The following is a 17,765-nucleotide window of genomic DNA, read 5'->3' as shown; positions in this document are numbered from 1 at the left end:
CCCCGGTTCCGGTCAGAAAGCGCAGCGCATGCCCACCCAGCCCCACGACGACCGCACCCTCAGCCCGTACACCGGCTACACCCGCGCCCACTGGGAGTCGGCGGCCGACTCCCTGCTGGCCGCCGTGGAGCCGTACGCGACGGCCGACGGGGCGCTGTACGACCTGCCCGGCGACCGCACCAGCTGGTCCGGCCGACTCTCCGACGGACTGGAGGGATATGCCCGCACCCTCCTGCTCGCCGCCTTCCGCCGGGACGAGAACGCGCTCGCCCGGTACGCCGACGGCCTGGCCGCCGGCGTCTCGGGCGTCTGGCCGCGCATCGAGGACCGGAGCCAGCCCCTCGTCGAGGCCGCGTCGATCGCCTTCGCGCTGCGCGTGACCCGCAAGGAACTCTGGGACCGCCTCGACGACGGCGTCCGGCAGCGCGCGGCGGCCTGGCTCGGCGACGCGCTCACCGCCGAACCCTGGCCCTGCAACTGGGAGTTGTTCCCGGTGACCGTCGGCGGCTTCCTCGAAGAGATCGGGCACGAACCGGAGCTGTCCCGCCGCGTCGTCGAGCAGCGCCTCGACCGGATCGAGCAGTGGTATCTCGGCGACGGCTGGTACACCGACGGCGACGGCCGCAAGTTCGACTACTACAACGGCTGGGCCATGCACCTCTACCCGGTGCTGCACGCCTGGCTCGCGCGGGACGACCGCCTCCTCGCCCGTTACGGCGACCGCCTCGCGACCCATCTCGGCGACTACGCCCGCCTGTTCGGCGGCGACGGCGCCCCCCTGCACCAGGGCCGCTCCCTCACCTACCGCTTCGCGACCACCGTCCCGCTCTGGCTGGGCGCCCTCACCGGCCGTACGCCCCTGTCGCCGGGCGAGACCCGGCGGCTGGCCTCGGGCGCGCTGAAGTACTTCCTCGACCGGGGCGCGGTGGACGACCGGGGTCTGCTGTCGCTGGGCTGGCACGGCCCGAACCCCCATGTCCTGCAAGGCTATTCGGGCCCCGCCTCGCCGTACTGGGCCAGCAAGGGCTTCCTCGGCCTGCTCCTGCCGCCCGACCACGAGGTGTGGACGGCGACGGAGGAGCCGGGGCCGGTGGAACGCGAGGACGAGCTGCGCCCCGTCGGCCCGCCCAACTGGCTCCTGCAGTCCACCCGTGCGGACGGCCTGGTCCGCCTGCACAACCACGGCAGCGAGGACGTGCGCTACGACCCCTTCTACACCCGGCTCGCGTACTCGACCGTGACGGAGCCCGTGCCCCTCGCGGAGCCGCCGGAGACGTACGACAACAGCGTGATCGTCGGCGGCGACGCGAGCCGCGTCGACATCGAGCCGCTGGGGGCGGGGGAGGGGTGGGCCGCGTCCCGGCACGCGGTCGGTGACGGCGGTGTGCGGGTCACCAGCCTCGTCGTGGCCCGGGGCGCGGCCGAGGTGCGTGCCCATCTGGTGAGCGGCGCGGCACCCGGCACCCCGGTACGGGTCACGGGATGGCCGACGGCACAGGGCGTACGGGCCGAACTCCTGCCCCTGCACGCCCTGTCGGACACGGACGACACGGACGGCCCCGGATGCGCCGGCGGGACCTCGGAGGACGACGCCACCCTCTTCGTCGCCCTCGCCCGTCTCACCGCCGACCCCCACCCCCTGCCGCTCACGGAACTGGTGTCCGTGGTGGTGGAGGGGGCGCACGACCTGGTCGTGACGTGGGCCGACGGCGAGCGGGCGGCGTTCCGGTTCGACCGCGGGGCTACGGCGTCAGACGGGCGATCTTCAACGTCCTCGTGGTCGGTGACGCCCCGTTGAGGGCGGTCGTGTAGGACGGGGTGACGGGCGCGTACGCCCAGGTCAGCGTCCCGTCCTTCAGGACCGCGATGTCACCGGGGATACGCGCCTTCACGACCTTGTCGGCGCCCTGCGGCTTGCCGTTCCAGTCGACGAGACGGAAGTGGGTGCCCGTGAAGGTGCCGGTGCAGGTACCGCTCGCGCACGTGGTGTTCTTCAACGTCTCGTAGGAGACGAGGAGCCGGTTCGCGCCGTACGGGGCGACGCGCACGTTGACGTGTTCGGTGCCCTTGGCCGAGGTCAGGTAGACCGGCTTGCCCGAGGGGGTGTTCCTGTTCTTGAGGAACGCGAGGGCGACCTGGTGGGTGGTGGTCCTCGGCTTGACCGTCCAGCCCCGCCCGCTGGAGTCGTCCGGGTTCTTCTTGGCGGAGGCCGCGCCCCGCGAGGCGAACGCGGTGGCGTAGCGGCCGGTGGAGGACTTCACGAGGTCGCCGGTGCGGCCCGCGAAGGTGCCGCCGCAGTAGCCGGCCCAGCACTGCTCGCGCTGGACGACGGGCGCGTTGTCCGGGGCGGCGATACCGGTGGAGACGAACAGCCCCGACCGCCAGTCGTCGAAGCAGAGGGAGGTGAAGTTCCCGCTGGTCTCGGCGCGCAGGGCTATGCCCTCGTTGTGGGAGCAGCCCCAGCCCCAGCCGCCGCCGAGCTTCTTGCCGGTGGAGCCGACGTAGGAGAGCTTGTCGCCGAAGTGGCCGTCGGCGAAGCCGCCCGCGCCGTGCACGACGAAGTAGGCGCCGTACTTCTTGCCGTTCCAGGCGAGCTGGCCGTCGAGCAGCGGGGCCGTGTCGTCGGAGGAGGCCCCGGTGAGCTTGGTCCGCCAGGCCTGCTTGCCGTTCTTGTAGCGGACGAGCGCGGCGGCGGTCTCCTTCCACTTGTTGGTGTCGGCGACCCGGGTCAGCAGCGCGAACCCGTCGTTGTGCGCGACGAGCCCTCCGACCTCCTTGGTCCCCTTGACGACCGTGTCGGCGCCGGAGCGCTTGCCGGCCGCCGTCAGCGGTGTGACATGGATGCCGTCCGAGGCGGGCCAGGCCACCCGGAGGGTGCCGTTCGGCGCGACGGCCGTCGCCGTCCGCGTCCACTCCCGGCTGTTGTTGTAGCCCGCCGAGAGATAGGGGAACTTCGCCGACAGGCTCACGGTCGTGTTCGTCACCGTGAGACCGCCGGCCGCCGAGGGGGCTGAGGGCGCCGCCCCGGCGGTGGCGTACCAGGCCCCCGCCAGGACGGACGCGGCCACGAGCGAGCCGATGACGGGCTTGCGCGCGACGTGGCGGCGACGGTGTCCGGACGGGACGGAGGGGGAGGGTGTTGCAGGTGTCATGTCCTGGGGTCGCCGCCGAGGGACATGAGGTTGCCGCCGCGGGGGACATTGTCTGAGACCTCAAAACTCAAGGCACCCCCACCGACCGCGACCGGACCGCTGGGGCTACGCCCCCTCCGGAGCCTCCCCGGGCCAGTGCGTCAGCGCCACGTGCAGTGCCTCCACGGCCTTGGCCCACGAGCGGCCCACGTCCCGTGCCGCGCCGAAGCCGCCGCCGGCCTCCAGGGCGCAGTAGCCGTGGAAGGTGCTGCGCAGCAGGCGTACGGCGTCCGTGAGGTCGGGTTCGTCGAGACCGTAGGCGCGGAGCATGCCGTAGGTGATCTCGGCGGTGCGGCGCAGGGCGGGGGAGTCGGCGACGAGGGCCTGGTCGACGGGAAGTTGGGTGGCCGCGTACCTGCCGGGGTGCTCCAGGGCGTACTCCCGGTACGCCCCGGCGAAGGCGGCCAGCGCGTCCTTGCCCGCGCGTCCGGCCACGGCCTCGGCGATCGTGTCGATCATCTCGCCGCCCGCCAGCAGGGCGACCCGCGTCCGCAGATCCTGGAGGTTTCTGACGTGCGAGTACAGACTCGCGTCCTTCACCCCGAAGTGCCGCGCCAGCGCGGACAGGGTGACCTTCTCGAAGCCGATCTCGTCCGCGAGATCGGCCGCGGCCTCCACGACCCGGTCGACGGTGAGCCCGGCACGGGCCATGGAGACCACCTCTTCACCTCTGGGACCTGAACGCCCAGGCTATCGCCTGGTGATCAAGGCGCGGAGGCCGTGTGAGCGCCGGCGCGCAGGTCAGCCGATCGGCGCGTACAGGACGCCCAGCTTGTCGATCTCGGTGCCCGAGCGGCCGGTGAAGCCCACGATCTGCCAGCCGGAGGGTGCCGTGAAGGTCTTGGCGTCCGAGGTGGCCGTACCGGAGGCGAGGGTGCGGCCCTTGTCCGTGCCGAAGGCGGCGGAGAAGATCCGGGTACGGCCGTCCTTCTGGCCCTGTGTCAGCTTCACCGAGGTGAGGTGCTCACCGGAGGCCAGGGTGAGGGAGGTCGCCGTGCCGCCGGTGCCGCCGTGGGCCAGTGTCGTACCGCCGTCGTGCGTGAGCGAGACCGCGTCGAGGCGGGAGGCGCCGCGCAGGGTCAGGGTGCGGGGCGAGACCGTCGAGGGCAGGTCGTCGGCGTCGCTGTACGCCGTGCCGTGCGGGCCGCCGAAGAAGTCGCTGGCCCGGAGCCGCGAGTTGAGGGTCCAGGAGAAGTCGACGGTGTGCGGGAAGTGGTCGGAGAGGTTGGCGCCCGCGGAGTCGAGGAACTTGGCCCAGTCGTTGTTGTAGCGGCCGGCGGTCAGGTTCACCACGTTGCTGTCGCGGAAGAAGACCTTGTCGACGACCTCGCAGTCGTTGGTCGGGGCGGTCGTCGGACAGACCAGCGCGTCGGCGCCCGGAGCCGGGGCGACACCGCCCTTGATCAGTTGCACCCACGGGTCCGTGAGCCCGTTCTCCGACACGAGCGAGCGGATGTTGTCGCCGGTGCGCGTGTAGCGGGTGTTGGTGTCACCCATGACGATCACCGCGTTGCCCGCCGAGTTCGCCTGGATGAACCGCGAGAGCTGGGTGACGTTGGCGCGGCGGGCGGCGAGGGCCGCGTCGTCGGAGTCGGCGTTGGTGTGCACGTTGTAGAGGTCGACGTAGACGCCCTCGTCGAGCCGCACCCGGGCCAGCGAGAAGCCCTTCGGGGTGAGGCAGTTGGTGCCGGTGCAGTCGTTCCACTTCACCCGCTGGAAGTCCTCGAAGGCATAGTCCGAGAGCGTGTTGAGGCCATCGCCGAAGGGCACACCGCCACTGGTGGCGGTGCGGTGCGGGTGGTTGTCACCCGCGTACAGCGCCGCGTGGTAGTTGAAGTCCTCCTGCACGTTCACGATGTCGTACGCCCCGAGGCGCGGCGATATCAGCGGGGTGTTCGTCTCCGGGTTGCCGGAGCTCAGCCCCTCCGGGAGGCCCGCGACGTTGTACGTGAGCACGTTGAACGTGCCGCTGGTGGCCGCCGCGGCGGGGGCCGCGCCGGTGGTCGCGAGGCCGGTGACGGCGAGCGCGGCGGCCGCGAGGCTGCCGATCAGTCTTCTCATGGGGACTCTCCGGGGGGGGCGGAACAGGAGTGAGGGGAAGGTGAGCGGTGTTCAGATTCAGCGGCAACCAGTGTGACGTGCAAGGCCAGTTGGGGAAACAGTGAGGGACGTGGCGATCCGCCGTATCCAGGGAACCCGGCGGCCACTCCTTGATCTTTCGACGTTCATGTCTCACCTCGATCCTCCACAGGCGGCGCGGTGGTCGCGTCGCGGAAGGCAGCCGCGGAAGGCAGCGGCATCAGGAGGCGTTTCATGGGACACGGACACGCGCACGGCCACGGGCATCACCACCACGGACATGACCACGACCATGAGCACGAGGCGCCGGCCGCCCTCCCCGCCGCCTTCGACACCTCCGTGCCCGACGAGGCGCTGACCCCCGAGCAGCAGTCCCGCCGCACCCTGCTGCGCCGCGCCGGCCTGCTGGGGGCGGGCCTGACCGCCGCGAGCGTCCTCGGCCAGGCGGCGGCGACCGCCCCCGCGTACGCCGCCGGCACGAACAGCCGCAAGCGAGGCGGCTTCCTGTGGCTGGCCGGTGACCACCACATCCACACCCAGTACAGCAACGACGGCAAGTACCGCGTCGTCGACCAGGTCCGCCAGGGCGCCAGGCACGGCATCGACTGGATGGTCATCACCGACCACGGCAACGCCACGCACGCCAGGATCGGCGTCGAGAAGGTCAACCCGGACATCAGGGAGGCCCGGGCCGCGTACGAGGACACCCTCGTCTTCCAGGGCCTGGAGTGGAACATCCCGGCCGCCGAGCACGGCACGGTCTTCGTGCACCCCGGCAAGAACGAGGTCGCCGTCCTCAAGCAGTTCGAGACCGACTACGACGGCAGCGTGAAGGGCGCCTCCGACTCGACGCCCGCCAACGAGGCGCTCGCCATCGCGGGCCTCGGCTTCCTCGCCGAGCAGGTCCGGCGCCGCAAGGTCAAGGACGCCCTGATGCTCGCCAACCACCCCGCCCGGCGCGGTGTCGACTCCCCGCACGAGATCCGCGGCTGGCGCGACGCGACGGGCGCCGGCCGCCAGATCGCCGTCGGCTTCGAGGGCGCCCCCGGCCACCAGGCCGCCGGCCTGCCCGCACCCCTCGGCATGGCCCGCGCCCGGGGCATCTACGACAACAACCCCAGCGCCAACTCCTTCCCCGGCTACCCGCTGGAGAGCTACCGCACCTGGGGCGGCTTCGACTGGATGACGGCCACCGTCGGCGGCCTGTGGGACAGCCTCCTCGCCGAGGGCAGGCCGTGGTGGATCACCGCCAACTCGGACTCCCACCAGGTCTACGCCGACACCGCCGTGCGGGGCGGCCCGGACAGCGACTACGCGGCCAACGGCAAGCACACCGACCCGGTCTACGGCGGCAAGATCGACATCACCCAGGGCGACTACTGGCCAGGCCAGTACAGCCGCACCCACGTCGGCGCCGACGGCTTCACCTACGCCGCCGTCATGGAGGGCATCCGCGCCGGCCGTGTCTGGGTCGACCACGGCCGGCTCGTCAGCGGCCTCGACGTCCGCCTCTCGGGCGGCAGCCGCTGGGCCACCCTCGGCGGCGCCCTGCACGTCAAGAAGGGCACCAAGGTCACGCTCACCGTCGACGTGGCGCTCGCCGGTGGCCCCAACTGGGCCGGTTTCGTACCGAAGCTGGCCCGCGTGGACGTCATCCAGGGCGATGTGACGGGCGCGCCCGCCGACAAGGACACCTTCACCGCGCCTAGCGCGAAGGTCGTGAAGTCGTACGAGGTGGACAGGTCCACCGGCCTGGTCCGGCTCACCTACGACCTGGGCCGGGTCGACCGCCCGCTCTACGTCCGCCTGCGCGGCAGCGACGGCAACCGCTCCGCCGTCGGCCCGATGGGCGCGGCCGTCGACCCGGCGGGCCCCGCCATCGACGTCGTCGGCGACGCCGACCCGTGGCGCGACCTGTGGTTCTACTCCAACCCGGTGTGGGTCCTGCCCTCATGACGCCGTACGCCCTCTGCGTGGACGCCGGGGTCAGGGACCTGCGCGCGGCCGACCACCTGCTCCACACGCTGGCCGCCGAACTCGCCCTCCCCGAGGCCGTGTTCGGCTGCACACACCTGGTGCGCGGAGACCGGCCACGCGTCGCCCTGTCCCTCGTGCTCCCGTCGGAGCCGCTCCCGCGCACCGCCCGGGAGCGGCTCGCGGCCCGGGGGTACGAGGTGTCACCCGGCATCCCCGACCCGATGGGCCGCGCGGTGCTCTACCCGGGCGTCTCCTCCCTCACCGGCACCCTGACGATCGCGGAACTGCTCTCCCGCTCCGCGATCGCCCGCGTGACCGTCCTGGGCTCACCCGGCCCACCGGCCCCGGAGACCGAACTGGCGACACGGGATCACGTACGTCCGCACTGGCACGAGGGCGAACTCGTCCTCACCGCCATGCCCGCGGCCGGCGGCGTCCTGGTGCCGTTCGAGGTCCCTGATCCGACGCCGTGCTGCGCGGACCACTGAGCGGGAAATGCGCATAAAGGGGTGCTCGAAGGCCGGTGGGAGAACTGTGCAACCATGCTCTCCCTTGTGATCCATGTAAGGACAGGGCGCCTCGCGCCCGTCCTGTGGCCTTCATTCCGATTCGCGCATTTTTCGGAGCGTTCGCATTGACAACCCTTGACAAGAGCAGGCGTGTTCGCCGGAGTGCGGGCGCACCAAGATCCGGTGCGATGACGCTGCGCAAGGCCGCGGCGATCGCCGTGACCGCGGGCACCGTACTGCTGGCCACGCCCGTGGCCTCACCCGCGCAGGCGGCCAACGCGCCCACGGTCAGCGCCAAGGGCGCCTACCTGCTGGACAACGCGACCGGCACCAAGCTGTTCAGCAAGTACGCCGACACCAAGCGGCCGATGGCCAGCACGACCAAGATCATGACCGCCCGGGTGGTCCTCAGCCAGACCGGTCTCGACCTCGACCGCAAGGTCACCATCAGGCAGGCCTACCGCGACTACGTCACGGCCGAGGGCGCGAGCACCGCGGATCTGAGGACGGGCGACCGCGTGACGGTCCGGCAGTTGCTGTACGCCTTGATGCTGCCCTCGGGCTGCGACGCCGCGTACGCCCTCGCCGACACCTTCGGCACGGGTGACACCCGCTCCGCGCGGGTGAAGTCGTTCATCGGCAAGATGAACAAGAAGGCCGCGGACCTCGGTCTGACCAACACCCACTTCGACTCCTTCGACGGCATCTCGACGGCCGGCGCGAACCACACCACCCCGCGGGACCTGGCGAAGCTGGCCCGCAGCGCGATGAAGTACTCGACGTTCCGTACCGTCGTGAAGACGGCGAAGACCGTGCGCTACGCGACCACGAGCACCGGCGGCACCCGTACCTACACCTGGTACAACACCAACCAGCTGCTCGGCTCCTACTCCGGCGCCAACGGCATCAAGACCGGCACCGGCACATCCGCCGGACCGTGTCTGGTCTTCTCCGCCACCCGCGGCGACAAGACCCTCATCGGGGTCGTTCTGAACGACGGCTACCGCTACACCGACGCCGCGAAGATGCTGGACTACGGCTTCGGCACCAGCACCGCGTCGACCATGCGACTGCGCCCGCTGCCCACGGGCGCGCAGCGGGACTGACCCGGGCGCCGAGGGGACCCGGGAACGCACGCCGTTCCCGGGTCCTTGGCCGTCCGGGCGCCGACGCACCTCCCCGGTGCGGATCGGCGTCCTCGAACGCCTGCGGCGACACGGGCCCGCGACGGCCACCCGCCCCGTGCCCGCGCGGCAGCATGCCGGTACCGGTACCGGTGTGGCTGAGGAGGACGCGTGAACGGGCTGATCTCGCTGGTCGGCGTGGCGGTGGTGCTGATCATCCTGCGGGACGTGTTCCACACCCTGTGGCACCCGACCCGCCACGGAGGACTGAGCCGGATCGTCATGACGGCCCTGTGGCGACTGTCCTCCCGCACCAGTCCCCGTTGGCGGGCCGCGGGGGTCGCCGGGCCGCTCGGCGTGGGGGGCGTGGTCGCGATGTGGACGTGCGGCGTGGCCCTGGGCTGGGCGGTGGTGTACTGGCCGCACATGCCGGAGGGCTTCGTCTTCTCGAGCGCCCTGGAGCCGACCCGGCACTCCCGTCCGGTGGACGCCCTCTATGTCTCCCTGGTGACCGTGGCCACCCTCGGTCTCGGAGACATCGCCCCTGCCGAGAGCTGGCTGCGGATCGTGGCACCGCTGGAGGCGCTGGTCGGATTCGCGCTGCTGACCGCCACCGTCTCCTGGGTCCTCGGCATCTTTCCCGCACTCGCCCGGCGCCGGACGCTGGCGCTGCGCGTCTGCCATCTGCGCCGGGCCGGGATCACCGACGAACAGCTCGACTCGGAGGCGGGAGCCGCCGTACTGGACGCGCTGGCCGCCGAGATCGCCGGCGTCAGCGTGGACTTCGCCCAGTATCCGGAGTCGTACTACTTCCACGACGGGACCGGCGACACCTCGCTGGCGCTGAGCATCGGCCACGCCGCCGAGTTCGCCGAGCGGACCCGGCGGGCACAGCACCCCGGTGCTCGCATCGCGTCCCTCGTCCTCGCCGCCGCCCTCGACGACTTCGCCACCGTGCTCGACGAGCGCTTCCTGCACACGGGGAAGCCCCGACCGGAGATCCTCGACGCCTACGCTCGTGACCACGGCGCCGCCCCGCGGGACAGTCGCGCGGCCCGCTGAACGGAGAGGCGGTCGGACCGGAAAGACGGTGAGGGTTCCGGCCGACCTCGCTCGCCCTCCCGCCGCGTCGGACACTCCGGCCGCACCGCCTGTTCCGGGCCACCGGCGTCACGTTCCCGGCCTGGCTCCGCCACGGTGCGACAACGGCCGGTCGGCGTGATCGCCGACCGGCCGCTGTCCTGGCCGACTGCCTTCCTACGCCGTCGTCGAGAACACGAACGAGAACTCCGCCGGTCCCGCCGTCAGGTGGTACTCCGGCAGGGCGCCCGGGCCGCAGGACTGGGAGCCGATGCCCATCTGGCCGTGGTCCAGGTTGACCCACACCGTGTCACCGGCCTGAAGGTCCGTCAGATGTGCTGCGGTGTCGAGTTGTTCGGTGGTCCAGCGGCGGGCCGTGAACCAGAACCGCGGGTCGCCGTCGACGCGCAGTCCGCCGAGCTCGGCCCAGCGGACGTCGGGCCGGGCGCCGTTCTCCTGCGGGCGGACGTACGGGGTCTGCAGCTCGTCGACCGTTGAGCTCCAACGGCCCACCATGGCAGCCGACTTGGTGTCGGGGTAACCCTCGCCGGGGCCACCGCCGTACCAGGTCACCGCATCCGCCGACTTCAGCCCGAAGCGGATGCCGAGCCTCGGGAGCGGAACCGTCCAGTTGCCGTCCGGGGCCACCGAGACGGTCAGCTTCAGCCGGGTGCCGTCCGTGGTCCACCGGTAGGTGGTGCTCAGGCCGAACTCCCACGCCGCCGGCGCCACCCGGGTCCGTACGGTCAGCGCGTCCTCGCCCAGTTCCACCCCGTCCAGGCGGTGCCGCATGCGGTGCAGGCCGAACTTGCGCCACAGTTCACTGGTGCGCGTGCCGTCCTGCCAGGAGGCGCCGTCGTCGTTGTCCGTCGGCGCCCGCCACACGTCCAGGCGCAGTCCGGTCACATCGACTCCGCCGATGGTCTTCAGCGCGCCTGTGCGGACGTCGAAGGAGGCAGGGCCGAGATGGATCAGCCCCTCGCTCGCCGTGGGACCGTCACCGGCCACCACGGTCGGCAACGGCCGCTCCACCACCGGGAGTTGGGCCCAGGCCACCTGGTGGTCCTTCTTGCCCCACGCCGTGTCCTCGGCCAGCAGCGCCCGTACGGTCCACAGCGCCTCGCCCGCCGGCCCGCCGGTCGGCGGCTGCGGCAGCTTCACCTCGGCCGACTCGCCGGGTTTCAGGGCGGGCACGGAGAGGGTGCCGGCCTCCACCGTCTTCCCGTCGATCTGGTACGACCACTCGAAGGCCAGCGAGGACAGGTCCGCGAAGTCGTACGCGTTGCGCACCCGGACCGTACCCGCCGAGCCGTCGCCGTCGATACGGACCGGCTCGATGACCTTCTTGAACTCGGCCAGACCGGGCGACGGCGTCCGGTCCGGGAAGATCAGGCCGTCGCACACGAAGTTGCCGTCGTGCAGCTCCTCCCCGAAGTCGCCGCCGTAGGCGTAGCCCAGCGTCGGGTGCTTGACGCCGTGGTCGATCCACTCCCAGATGAAACCGCCCTGGATACGCTCGTGCGCCTCGAAGATGCGCTGGTAGTCGGCGATGCCGCCGGGGCCGTTGCCCATGGCGTGCCCGTACTCGCACTGGATGAAGGGCAACTGCCGGCGCTTGTGGGTGCCGCCGTCCAGGCGCTGTCCGATGCGCTCGGTCTCGGCGTGGTCGGCGTACATCCGGGAGTAGATGTCGGTGTCCCGGCAGTCCCAGTCGCCCTCGTAGTGCACCAGGCGGGAGCCGTCGCGGCCGTGGATCCACTCGGTCATGGCGGTCAGACCCCGGCCGGTGCCGGCCTCGTTGCCGAGGGACCAGATGACCACCGAGGGGTGGTTCTTGTCGCGTTCGACCATCCGGGCCGCGCGGTCCAGCAGGGCCGGGGTCCAGCGGTCGTCGTCGACGGGGTTGTCCCGCCAGGCCTGCTCGGTGAAGCCGTGGGTCTCCAGGTCGCACTCGTCGATCACCCAGAGGCCGTACTCGTCGCACAGGTCGAGGAAGGCCGGGTGCGGCGGGTAGTGCGAGGTGCGTACGGCGTTGATGTTGTGCCGCTTCATCAGCAGCACGTCCTCGCGCATGGTCTCCAGGTCCAGCGCGCGGCCCTTCGTGGGGTGCCACTCGTGCCGGTTGACGCCCTTGAACAGGATCGCCTGCCCGTTGACCTTGAGCAGACCGTCCGCCAGCACCACCGTGCGGAAACCGATCCGCAGCGGGACGCGCTCGCCCGCCGTGACCAGCTCACCGTCGTACAACCGGGGCGTCTCGGCGGTCCACGGCTCCACCGGGACCGTCACCGCCTCGCCCGTCGCGACATCGATGTCGAGGGCGGGCACGAGGACCCGGCCGTCGACATCGGAGTCGACACGCAGGGTCCCGATGCCGCCGACATGGTCGTAGGAGGCGTGCACGAAGAAGTCGAGGGCGCTGTCCGCCGGGCGGTGCAGCAGCGTGACGTCCCGGAAGATGCCGGGCAGCCACCACTGGTCCTGGTCCTCCAGATAGGAGCCCGCGGACCACTGGTGGACCCGGACGGCCAGGACGTTCCCCGCCGGCTTGAGCAGATGCCCGACCGCGAACTCGTGCGGCAGCCGGGATCCCTTGAACTCACCGATGTCCGTGCCGTTCAGCCACACCCGGGCGCACGACTCCACACCGTCGAAGCGCAGCACGGCGGCACCGTCCGCCGGCCACCCCTCCGGCAGGTCGAAGTACCGCAGGTGGTCACCGGTCGGGTTCTCCGTCGGCACCCTCGGCGGGTCCACCGGGAACGGGTACAGGTGGTTGGTGTAGATCGGCGCCCCGAAGGCCCCGTCGCCCTGCATCACCCAGTGACCCGGGACGGCCACCCGGGCCCAGCCCTCGGCGTCGTACCCCTCGGCGGCGAACGAGTCGTCCTCCGCGTCGGCGGTCGGCGACAGCCTGAAGCTCCAGTCGCCGTTCAGCGACAGGGTCCGGGCGTCGGAGGACGCGTACCAGGCGCGGGGCGGAAGGGCCCCGCGGCCCGGCGAGACGTCCTCGACGTAGTCGACGGACGGGGTGGCGGCGCCGGTCGTGGCGGTGGTGCCGGTGGTGCGGAAAGACATCGGTCTCCTTGCTGATTCCCTAGCCCTTGATGCCAGTCTGCGCGATGCCCTGCACCAGCCAGCGCTGGAGGAAGAGGAAGACGAACACCAGGGGCAGGATGGAAATGGCCGTGGCCATGAAGATCAGGTGGAAGTTGACGGTCTGGCCGGTCGTGTAGTTCGACAGCGCGACCTGCACGGTCCACGCGCTCGGGTCCTGGCCGATGACCAGGGGCCACAGGAAGGAGTTCCACCCGCTGATGAACGTGATCGTCGCCATCGCGGCGAAGAAGTTCAGCGAGTTGGGCACGACGACCCGCCAGTAGGCGCCCATGTAACCGAGCCCGTCCACCCGTGCCGCCTCCTCCAGCTCCTTGGGGAACCCCAGGAAGTACTGCCGGAACAGGAAGCAGGTGAAACCACTGAAGAGGCCCGGAATGATGAGCCCCCGGTAGGTGTCGATCCAGCCGAGGGACGACACCAGCACGAAGCTGGGTACGAAGGTCACGGCGGTCGGGACCATCAGGGTGCCGAGGACGGCGTAGAAGACCTTGTTGGCGTGCTTGTACGGGATGCGGGCCAGGCCGTAGCCGGCCAGCGAGCAGACCAGCAGGGTGCCGACGGTGTGCAGGACGCCGACGACCGCCGAGTTCCACAGCGAGCGCGCGAAGTCGACCGACGGGTCGTCGAACGGCTCGCTGATGTTGCCCCACTGGATGTCGGTGGGGAACCACTTCCATTCCTCGCCCGTGATCTCCGGGTCCGTCATCAGCGCGTTGCGGACGATCAGATAGAAGGGGATGAGGAAGAGGATGGCGGCGATGCCGGTGGCGAGGTAGAGACCGGTCGAGCCGATGACGCTGCCGGTCCGGACGCGGCGCGGCTTGGCGGATATCGCGACCTGGTCCGCCGGAGGTGTCGTGGTGGTGGTCACTTGGACTCCTCACCCCTTCCGAATCCCATGAGCTTGCCCTGGAGCAGCGTCACGAGGCAGATCAGAACGGTGAGGATCAGCGCGCCCGCGCTGCCCGCTCCGTAGTCCTGGCTCTCACCGAGCGCCTTGTAGTACAGCTCCATCAACGGCGGTCTGCCCCAGGTGGTCTTGTTCAGCAGGTTGAAGAACTCGTCGAAGCCCTGATAGGCGGCTACGAGCAGCAGCAGGATCACGGCGGTGGAGGTCGCCCGCAGTTGCGGCAGGGTGATGTGCCAGAACGTCTGCCAGCCGGGCTTGGCGCCGTCGATCGCGGCGGCCTCGTACATCTCCTGCGGGATGTTCTGCAGGGCCGCGATGAAGAGGATCATGTAGAAGCCGGCCTGGAGCCAGAGGCGTACGGTCACGATGAGCAGCCAGTACCAGGGCGGGTCGGGGCTGGCCAGCCACGCGGTGTTGTCGATGCCGAAGAGTCCCAGGAAGGTGTTCGCGAGACCGAAGCGGACACCGTTGAAGATGGACATCTTCCAGATCAGGGAGGCGGCGACGTAGCTGACCGCCGTCGGCAGGAAGAAGACCGAGCGGAAGAACGCCCGCATGAACCGCAGCCGGTTCACCATCAGCGCGAGGCCGAGCGAGGTCGCCCAGGTCAGCGGCACGATCAACGCGGCGAAGACGGTGAAGGTGCCGAGGGATCCGATGAAGTCGTCGTCGGTCAGCATCGTCACGTAGTTGTCGACGCCGATGAACTCGCTCGGCGTGACCGTGAAGCGGGCCTCGAAGAACGACAGGTAGAGGCTCCACAGGATCGGCAGATAGACGAAGATCGCCAGGCCGATCAGGAAGGGCCCCGTGAAGAGCCAGAAGTTGAAGGTGGGGGAGCCCCGCAGCCCCCGCCGCGGCTTGGCCGGAGCGGCCTTGACCGGGGCGGGGCTGGAGACGCCGTCCTTGGTGATGGTCGACATGTCGTGAGTACCTGTCCGCCGGCCTATCCGAAGAGCTTCTTCAGTTCCTTGTTGACCTTCGCGTCGGCCTTGGTGAGTTCCTTGTCCGGGTCGTTGCCCTTGCGCACGGAGTTGGCGAGGACGTCCTCCAGGGCGGTGATGCTCGCCTGGGTCCAGCCGATGTTGTCGAAGTGGCCGAACTCGTTGAAGAGCTTCACGCCCTCAGCGGGCAGACCCGACTTCAGCTTGTCGGCGGACTCGGCGATCGAGGTGCGCGGCGGGATGTGGAAGCCGTAGGAGAGCGCCCAGTCCTCCTGGTACTCCTTCTGGTCGATCCACAGCCACTTCACGTATTCCTTGGTCTCGTCGACGTTCTTGCCCTTGGCGTTGACGAACATCGACCAGCCGCCGTTGTAGACGGACTGCTTGCCGGCGCTGCCGACCTTCGGGAACGGGAAGATGCCGAGGTCGTCGCCGAGCGCCTCCTGCATCTGCGGCATCGCCCACATGCCGCACCACTGCATGGCGGTCAGGCCCTGGTTGAGCGCGGAGGGGTCCCAGAAGTCGGTCGGGGCGTCGAGCAGCAGGTCACCGCTGGTGAACAGCTTGCGCAGCTGCTTGAAGCCGTCGACGACCGCGTCCGTGTGGTAGGCGATCTGGTTCTTCTCGTCGAGGTGCTGCGCGCCGGCCGACCAGATCAGCGGGTTGACCATCGAGTGCAGGGTGTTGCCGAGGTAGGCGCCCTTGACCTTGTCCGTGGTCAGCTTGGCGGCGGCTTCGGCCAGTTCCTCCAGCGTCTGCGGGACCTCGACACCGGCCTTCTCGAACATCGACTTGCGGTAGAAGAAGAACTGCGGGTCGTCGATCATCCGGATGCCGTAGATCTTGCCGTCGACCGTGTGCGACTGGATGTCGGCCTGGTTGAAGTCGTCCTTCACCGGGTCTATCAGGTCGGTCAGGTCCGCGACCTGCCCGCTCTCGATCATCTGCAGCTGCGGGTGGAACTCGAAGCAGTCGGGGGCCTTGTCCGTGAGCAGCGAGGCGAAGAGCTTGCTCTCGAAGTTGGAGCCGGTGATCCACTGCGTGGTGACGTTGGATTCCTTGTAGGCCTTCGCGTACCGCTTGATGGCCTGCTCGGTGCCCGCCTCGCCGTACGCGTGGAAGTACTGCGTGAGGCCGGCGCCGCCGCTGCCGCTGCTCCTGCCGGTGTTGCTGCCGCACGCGGCCAGTCCGCCGGCGGCGGCCAGACCCAGCGCGGCCCGCAGGGCGGTGCGGCGGTCGAAGTTGCTGTTCCTGAATGCCGACATGCTGACGTCCTTGTCTCGAGTGCGGCTGCGGCTCTGCGCCCATGGCTCGGCGGCTCAGTGCCGGATGGCTCAAAGAGGCTTGCGGTGCGGGACGTTAACCTTCGGCTAAGGCTTCGGCAAGGGGTTGGACGAAGTCTGTTCGAAGCGTTGTATTCGGTTCGGTGTTCCGAACGTCCGTGCGGCGCAATGGGTTTGACGTGGGGGAGAGGGCCGCCGGGTCAGGGTCCGGCGGCCCTCGGCTCAGGGGTGTTCGCGCAGGCGTTCGCGCTCTTCGGGCCGCCCTCGGCGGCGTACGGCGGGCCTGCCGCGCACGGGGGCGGCGCGGGTGCCCGGCTTCTGCCCCACGGACTGCAGCGCCCCTTCGAGCGCGAACGTCGCGGCGCCCAGGCAGGCCGGGTCCGAGGGGATCTGGGAGAGCACGATCTCGGTGGCGGCCATCGGGCGCGGCAGCGCGTGCCGGGCGACGGCCTCGCGCACCTCCGCGACCAGGGGCTCGCCCAGCGCGGCCGCGACCCAGCTGCTGAGCACGACCACTTCGGGATTGAACAGATTGACCAGGTCGGCGATGCCCGCGCCGAGATACCGGGCCGTGTCCCGCACCACCTTGACCGCCACCGGATCGTGCCGGGCCACGCCCCGCGCGAGGGCCGCGATGGTGGCCGTCTGGTCCTCGGGGTGCAGCAGCGTGCTGCGCGGGCTCAGCTCCCGGAGGTTCAGCATGATCCCGGGGGCGCCCACGTACGTCTCCACGCAGCCGTGGTTGCCGCAGTGGCACAGCCGGCCGTCCAGCACGATCGTCGTGTGACCCCACTCGCCGGCGCTGTTGCTCACGCCCCGGTGCAGCCCGCCGTCCAGGACGAGCCCGGCGCCCACGCCGGTCCCCAGGGTGATCACCGCGGCGTCCCCACGTCCGCGGGCGGCCCCGAACCACAGCTCGGCCACCGCGACCGCGCGCAGCGGATTGTCCAGGTACAGGGGGTAGGCGATGTGCTCGGTCAGCAGGTCGAGCAGCGGCACGTCGTGCCAGTCCCAGTTGGGCGCGTACTCCGAGATGCCGGTGGCGCGGTCGACCTGCCCCGGCACGCTCACCCCGACGCCGAGCACCCGGGCGCCCTCGGTGCCGGCCTGCGCGACCACGGAGCCGACGGCGGCGGCGACGTGCCCCACCATCTGCTCGGGCAGGCTCTCACCCGGACGGACGTTCTCCTCGGCGCGGGCCAGGACGTTCAGCGCCAGGTCGAACAGCTCGACGTGGACGTACGTCTCCGCGATGTCGACGCCGATCAGCGCGCCCCCCGACGCGTTGACGGCCACCAGCCCGCGGGGGCGGCCGCCCGCCGAGTCCTCGAACCCGACCTCGGTGATCATGCGCAGGTCGAGCAGCTCGCCCACGAGCGTGGCGACCGTGGCCAGGCTCAGCCCGGTGGCCGCCGCCAGCTCCTGCCGGGAGGTGGGAGACTTGGCGATGATCTGGCGCAGCACCTCGTAGCGGTTCGCGGTGCGGATGTCGCGTGAGGTGCGCTTCACCGACGACATGATCCCCTCGATCCCTCCAGGCCATGACGA

The 17,765-nt window shown here is 70.6% G+C and carries 13 protein-coding genes; 5 read left to right on the top strand and 8 right to left on the bottom strand.

Features of this window, described 5'->3' with window-relative positions; translation table 11 throughout:
• The first annotated feature begins 28 nt into the window (after positions 1-28).
• On the top strand, positions 29-1,798 hold the full coding sequence (locus tag RM704_RS42430; protein ID WP_311593209.1) for a DUF2264 domain-containing protein: 1,770 nt from the start codon (positions 29-31) through the stop codon (positions 1,796-1,798).
• Here RM704_RS42430 and RM704_RS42425 read toward each other — a convergent pair.
• The 3 genes from RM704_RS42425 to RM704_RS42415 all read right to left on the bottom strand — a co-directional run bounded on the left by RM704_RS42425 (position 1,743) and on the right by RM704_RS42415 (position 5,252).
• Positions 1,743-3,152: a hypothetical protein gene (locus RM704_RS42425; RefSeq protein ID WP_033531492.1), complete on the bottom strand. Its 1,410-nt coding sequence runs from the start codon at positions 3,150-3,152 to the stop codon at positions 1,743-1,745. The two genes, RM704_RS42430 and RM704_RS42425, sit on opposite strands and share 56 nt — an antisense overlap.
• Positions 3,153-3,257: 105 nt before the next feature.
• Positions 3,258-3,842: a TetR/AcrR family transcriptional regulator gene (locus RM704_RS42420; protein ID WP_033531530.1), complete on the bottom strand. Its 585-nt coding sequence runs from the start codon at positions 3,840-3,842 to the stop codon at positions 3,258-3,260.
• Between the two features lie 90 nt (positions 3,843-3,932).
• On the bottom strand, positions 3,933-5,252 hold the full coding sequence (locus tag RM704_RS42415) for a jacalin-like lectin (RefSeq protein WP_033531491.1): 1,320 nt from the start codon (positions 5,250-5,252) through the stop codon (positions 3,933-3,935).
• 252 nt (positions 5,253-5,504) lie between these two features.
• Here RM704_RS42415 and RM704_RS42410 point away from each other — a divergent pair, with 252 nt between their 5' ends.
• From RM704_RS42410 to RM704_RS42395, 4 genes are all read left to right on the top strand, one after another.
• Positions 5,505-7,226: a PHP domain-containing protein gene (locus RM704_RS42410; RefSeq protein ID WP_033531490.1), complete on the top strand. Its 1,722-nt coding sequence runs from the start codon at positions 5,505-5,507 to the stop codon at positions 7,224-7,226.
• Positions 7,223-7,735, top strand: a complete 513-nt coding sequence (locus tag RM704_RS42405; RefSeq protein WP_033531489.1) for a hypothetical protein — start codon at positions 7,223-7,225, stop codon at positions 7,733-7,735. Before RM704_RS42410 ends, RM704_RS42405 begins: the two co-directional genes overlap by 4 nt.
• A 209-nt stretch (positions 7,736-7,944) precedes the next feature.
• Positions 7,945-8,862 carry a D-alanyl-D-alanine carboxypeptidase family protein gene (locus RM704_RS42400; RefSeq protein ID WP_033531488.1) on the top strand — a complete coding sequence of 306 codons (918 nt, stop codon included), beginning with the start codon at positions 7,945-7,947 and terminating at the stop codon, positions 8,860-8,862.
• A gap of 189 nt (positions 8,863-9,051) precedes the next feature.
• Entirely contained in the window at positions 9,052-9,942 is an 891-nt protein-coding gene (locus RM704_RS42395) for a potassium channel family protein (RefSeq protein WP_107072430.1), read from the top strand.
• 195 nt (positions 9,943-10,137) lie between these two features.
• On the opposite strand, the gene RM704_RS42390 is transcribed toward RM704_RS42395, so the two are convergent.
• The 5 genes from RM704_RS42390 to RM704_RS42370 all read right to left on the bottom strand — a co-directional run bounded on the left by RM704_RS42390 (position 10,138) and on the right by RM704_RS42370 (position 17,735).
• Positions 10,138-13,038 carry a glycoside hydrolase family 2 TIM barrel-domain containing protein gene (locus RM704_RS42390; protein ID WP_033531487.1) on the bottom strand — a complete coding sequence of 967 codons (2,901 nt, stop codon included), beginning with the start codon at positions 13,036-13,038 and terminating at the stop codon, positions 10,138-10,140.
• Between the two features lie 19 nt (positions 13,039-13,057).
• Complete coding sequence (locus tag RM704_RS42385) at positions 13,058-13,951, bottom strand: carbohydrate ABC transporter permease (RefSeq protein WP_033531486.1); 894 nt, start codon at positions 13,949-13,951, stop codon at positions 13,058-13,060.
• Entirely contained in the window at positions 13,948-14,913 is a 966-nt protein-coding gene (locus tag RM704_RS42380) for a carbohydrate ABC transporter permease (RefSeq protein WP_033531485.1), read from the bottom strand. The genes RM704_RS42385 and RM704_RS42380 overlap by 4 nt, the downstream gene beginning before the upstream one ends.
• Before the next feature lie 23 nt (positions 14,914-14,936).
• The gene (locus RM704_RS42375) at positions 14,937-16,199 is read right to left on the bottom strand and encodes an ABC transporter substrate-binding protein (RefSeq protein ID WP_033531484.1); all 1,263 of its coding nucleotides are present in this window, start codon (positions 16,197-16,199) and stop codon (positions 14,937-14,939) included.
• 240 nt (positions 16,200-16,439) lie between these two features.
• Positions 16,440-17,735 (bottom strand): ROK family transcriptional regulator, encoded by a 1,296-nt coding sequence (locus RM704_RS42370; RefSeq protein ID WP_033531483.1) that lies wholly within the window; start codon positions 17,733-17,735, stop codon positions 16,440-16,442.
• Positions 17,736-17,765 lie beyond the last annotated feature (30 nt).

Origin of the sequence: Streptomyces gottesmaniae, assembly GCF_031845845.1 — a bacterium.
GTDB lineage: Bacteria > Actinomycetota > Actinomycetes > Streptomycetales > Streptomycetaceae > Streptomyces > Streptomyces akebiae.
The sequence above is the reverse complement of the archived record's forward strand: the minus strand, read 5'-3'. Positions and strand labels throughout refer to the sequence as shown.

Coding starts and splice junctions, on each gene's coding strand:
- RM704_RS42410 (WP_033531490.1), top strand. CDS start 5,505: ATGGGACACGGACACGCGCACGGCCACGGGCATCACCACCACGGACAT.
- RM704_RS42375 (WP_033531484.1), bottom strand. CDS start 16,199: ATGTCGGCATTCAGGAACAGCAACTTCGACCGCCGCACCGCCCTGCGG.
- RM704_RS42425 (WP_033531492.1), bottom strand. CDS start 3,152: ATGACACCTGCAACACCCTCCCCCTCCGTCCCGTCCGGACACCGTCGC.
- RM704_RS42415 (WP_033531491.1), bottom strand. CDS start 5,252: ATGAGAAGACTGATCGGCAGCCTCGCGGCCGCCGCGCTCGCCGTCACC.
- RM704_RS42405 (WP_033531489.1), top strand. CDS start 7,223: ATGACGCCGTACGCCCTCTGCGTGGACGCCGGGGTCAGGGACCTGCGC.
- RM704_RS42390 (WP_033531487.1), bottom strand. CDS start 13,038: ATGTCTTTCCGCACCACCGGCACCACCGCCACGACCGGCGCCGCCACC.
- RM704_RS42380 (WP_033531485.1), bottom strand. CDS start 14,913: ATGTCGACCATCACCAAGGACGGCGTCTCCAGCCCCGCCCCGGTCAAG.
- RM704_RS42420 (WP_033531530.1), bottom strand. CDS start 3,842: ATGGCCCGTGCCGGGCTCACCGTCGACCGGGTCGTGGAGGCCGCGGCC.
- RM704_RS42400 (WP_033531488.1), top strand. CDS start 7,945: ATGACGCTGCGCAAGGCCGCGGCGATCGCCGTGACCGCGGGCACCGTA.
- RM704_RS42370 (WP_033531483.1), bottom strand. CDS start 17,735: ATGTCGTCGGTGAAGCGCACCTCACGCGACATCCGCACCGCGAACCGC.
- RM704_RS42430 (WP_311593209.1), top strand. CDS start 29: ATGCCCACCCAGCCCCACGACGACCGCACCCTCAGCCCGTACACCGGC.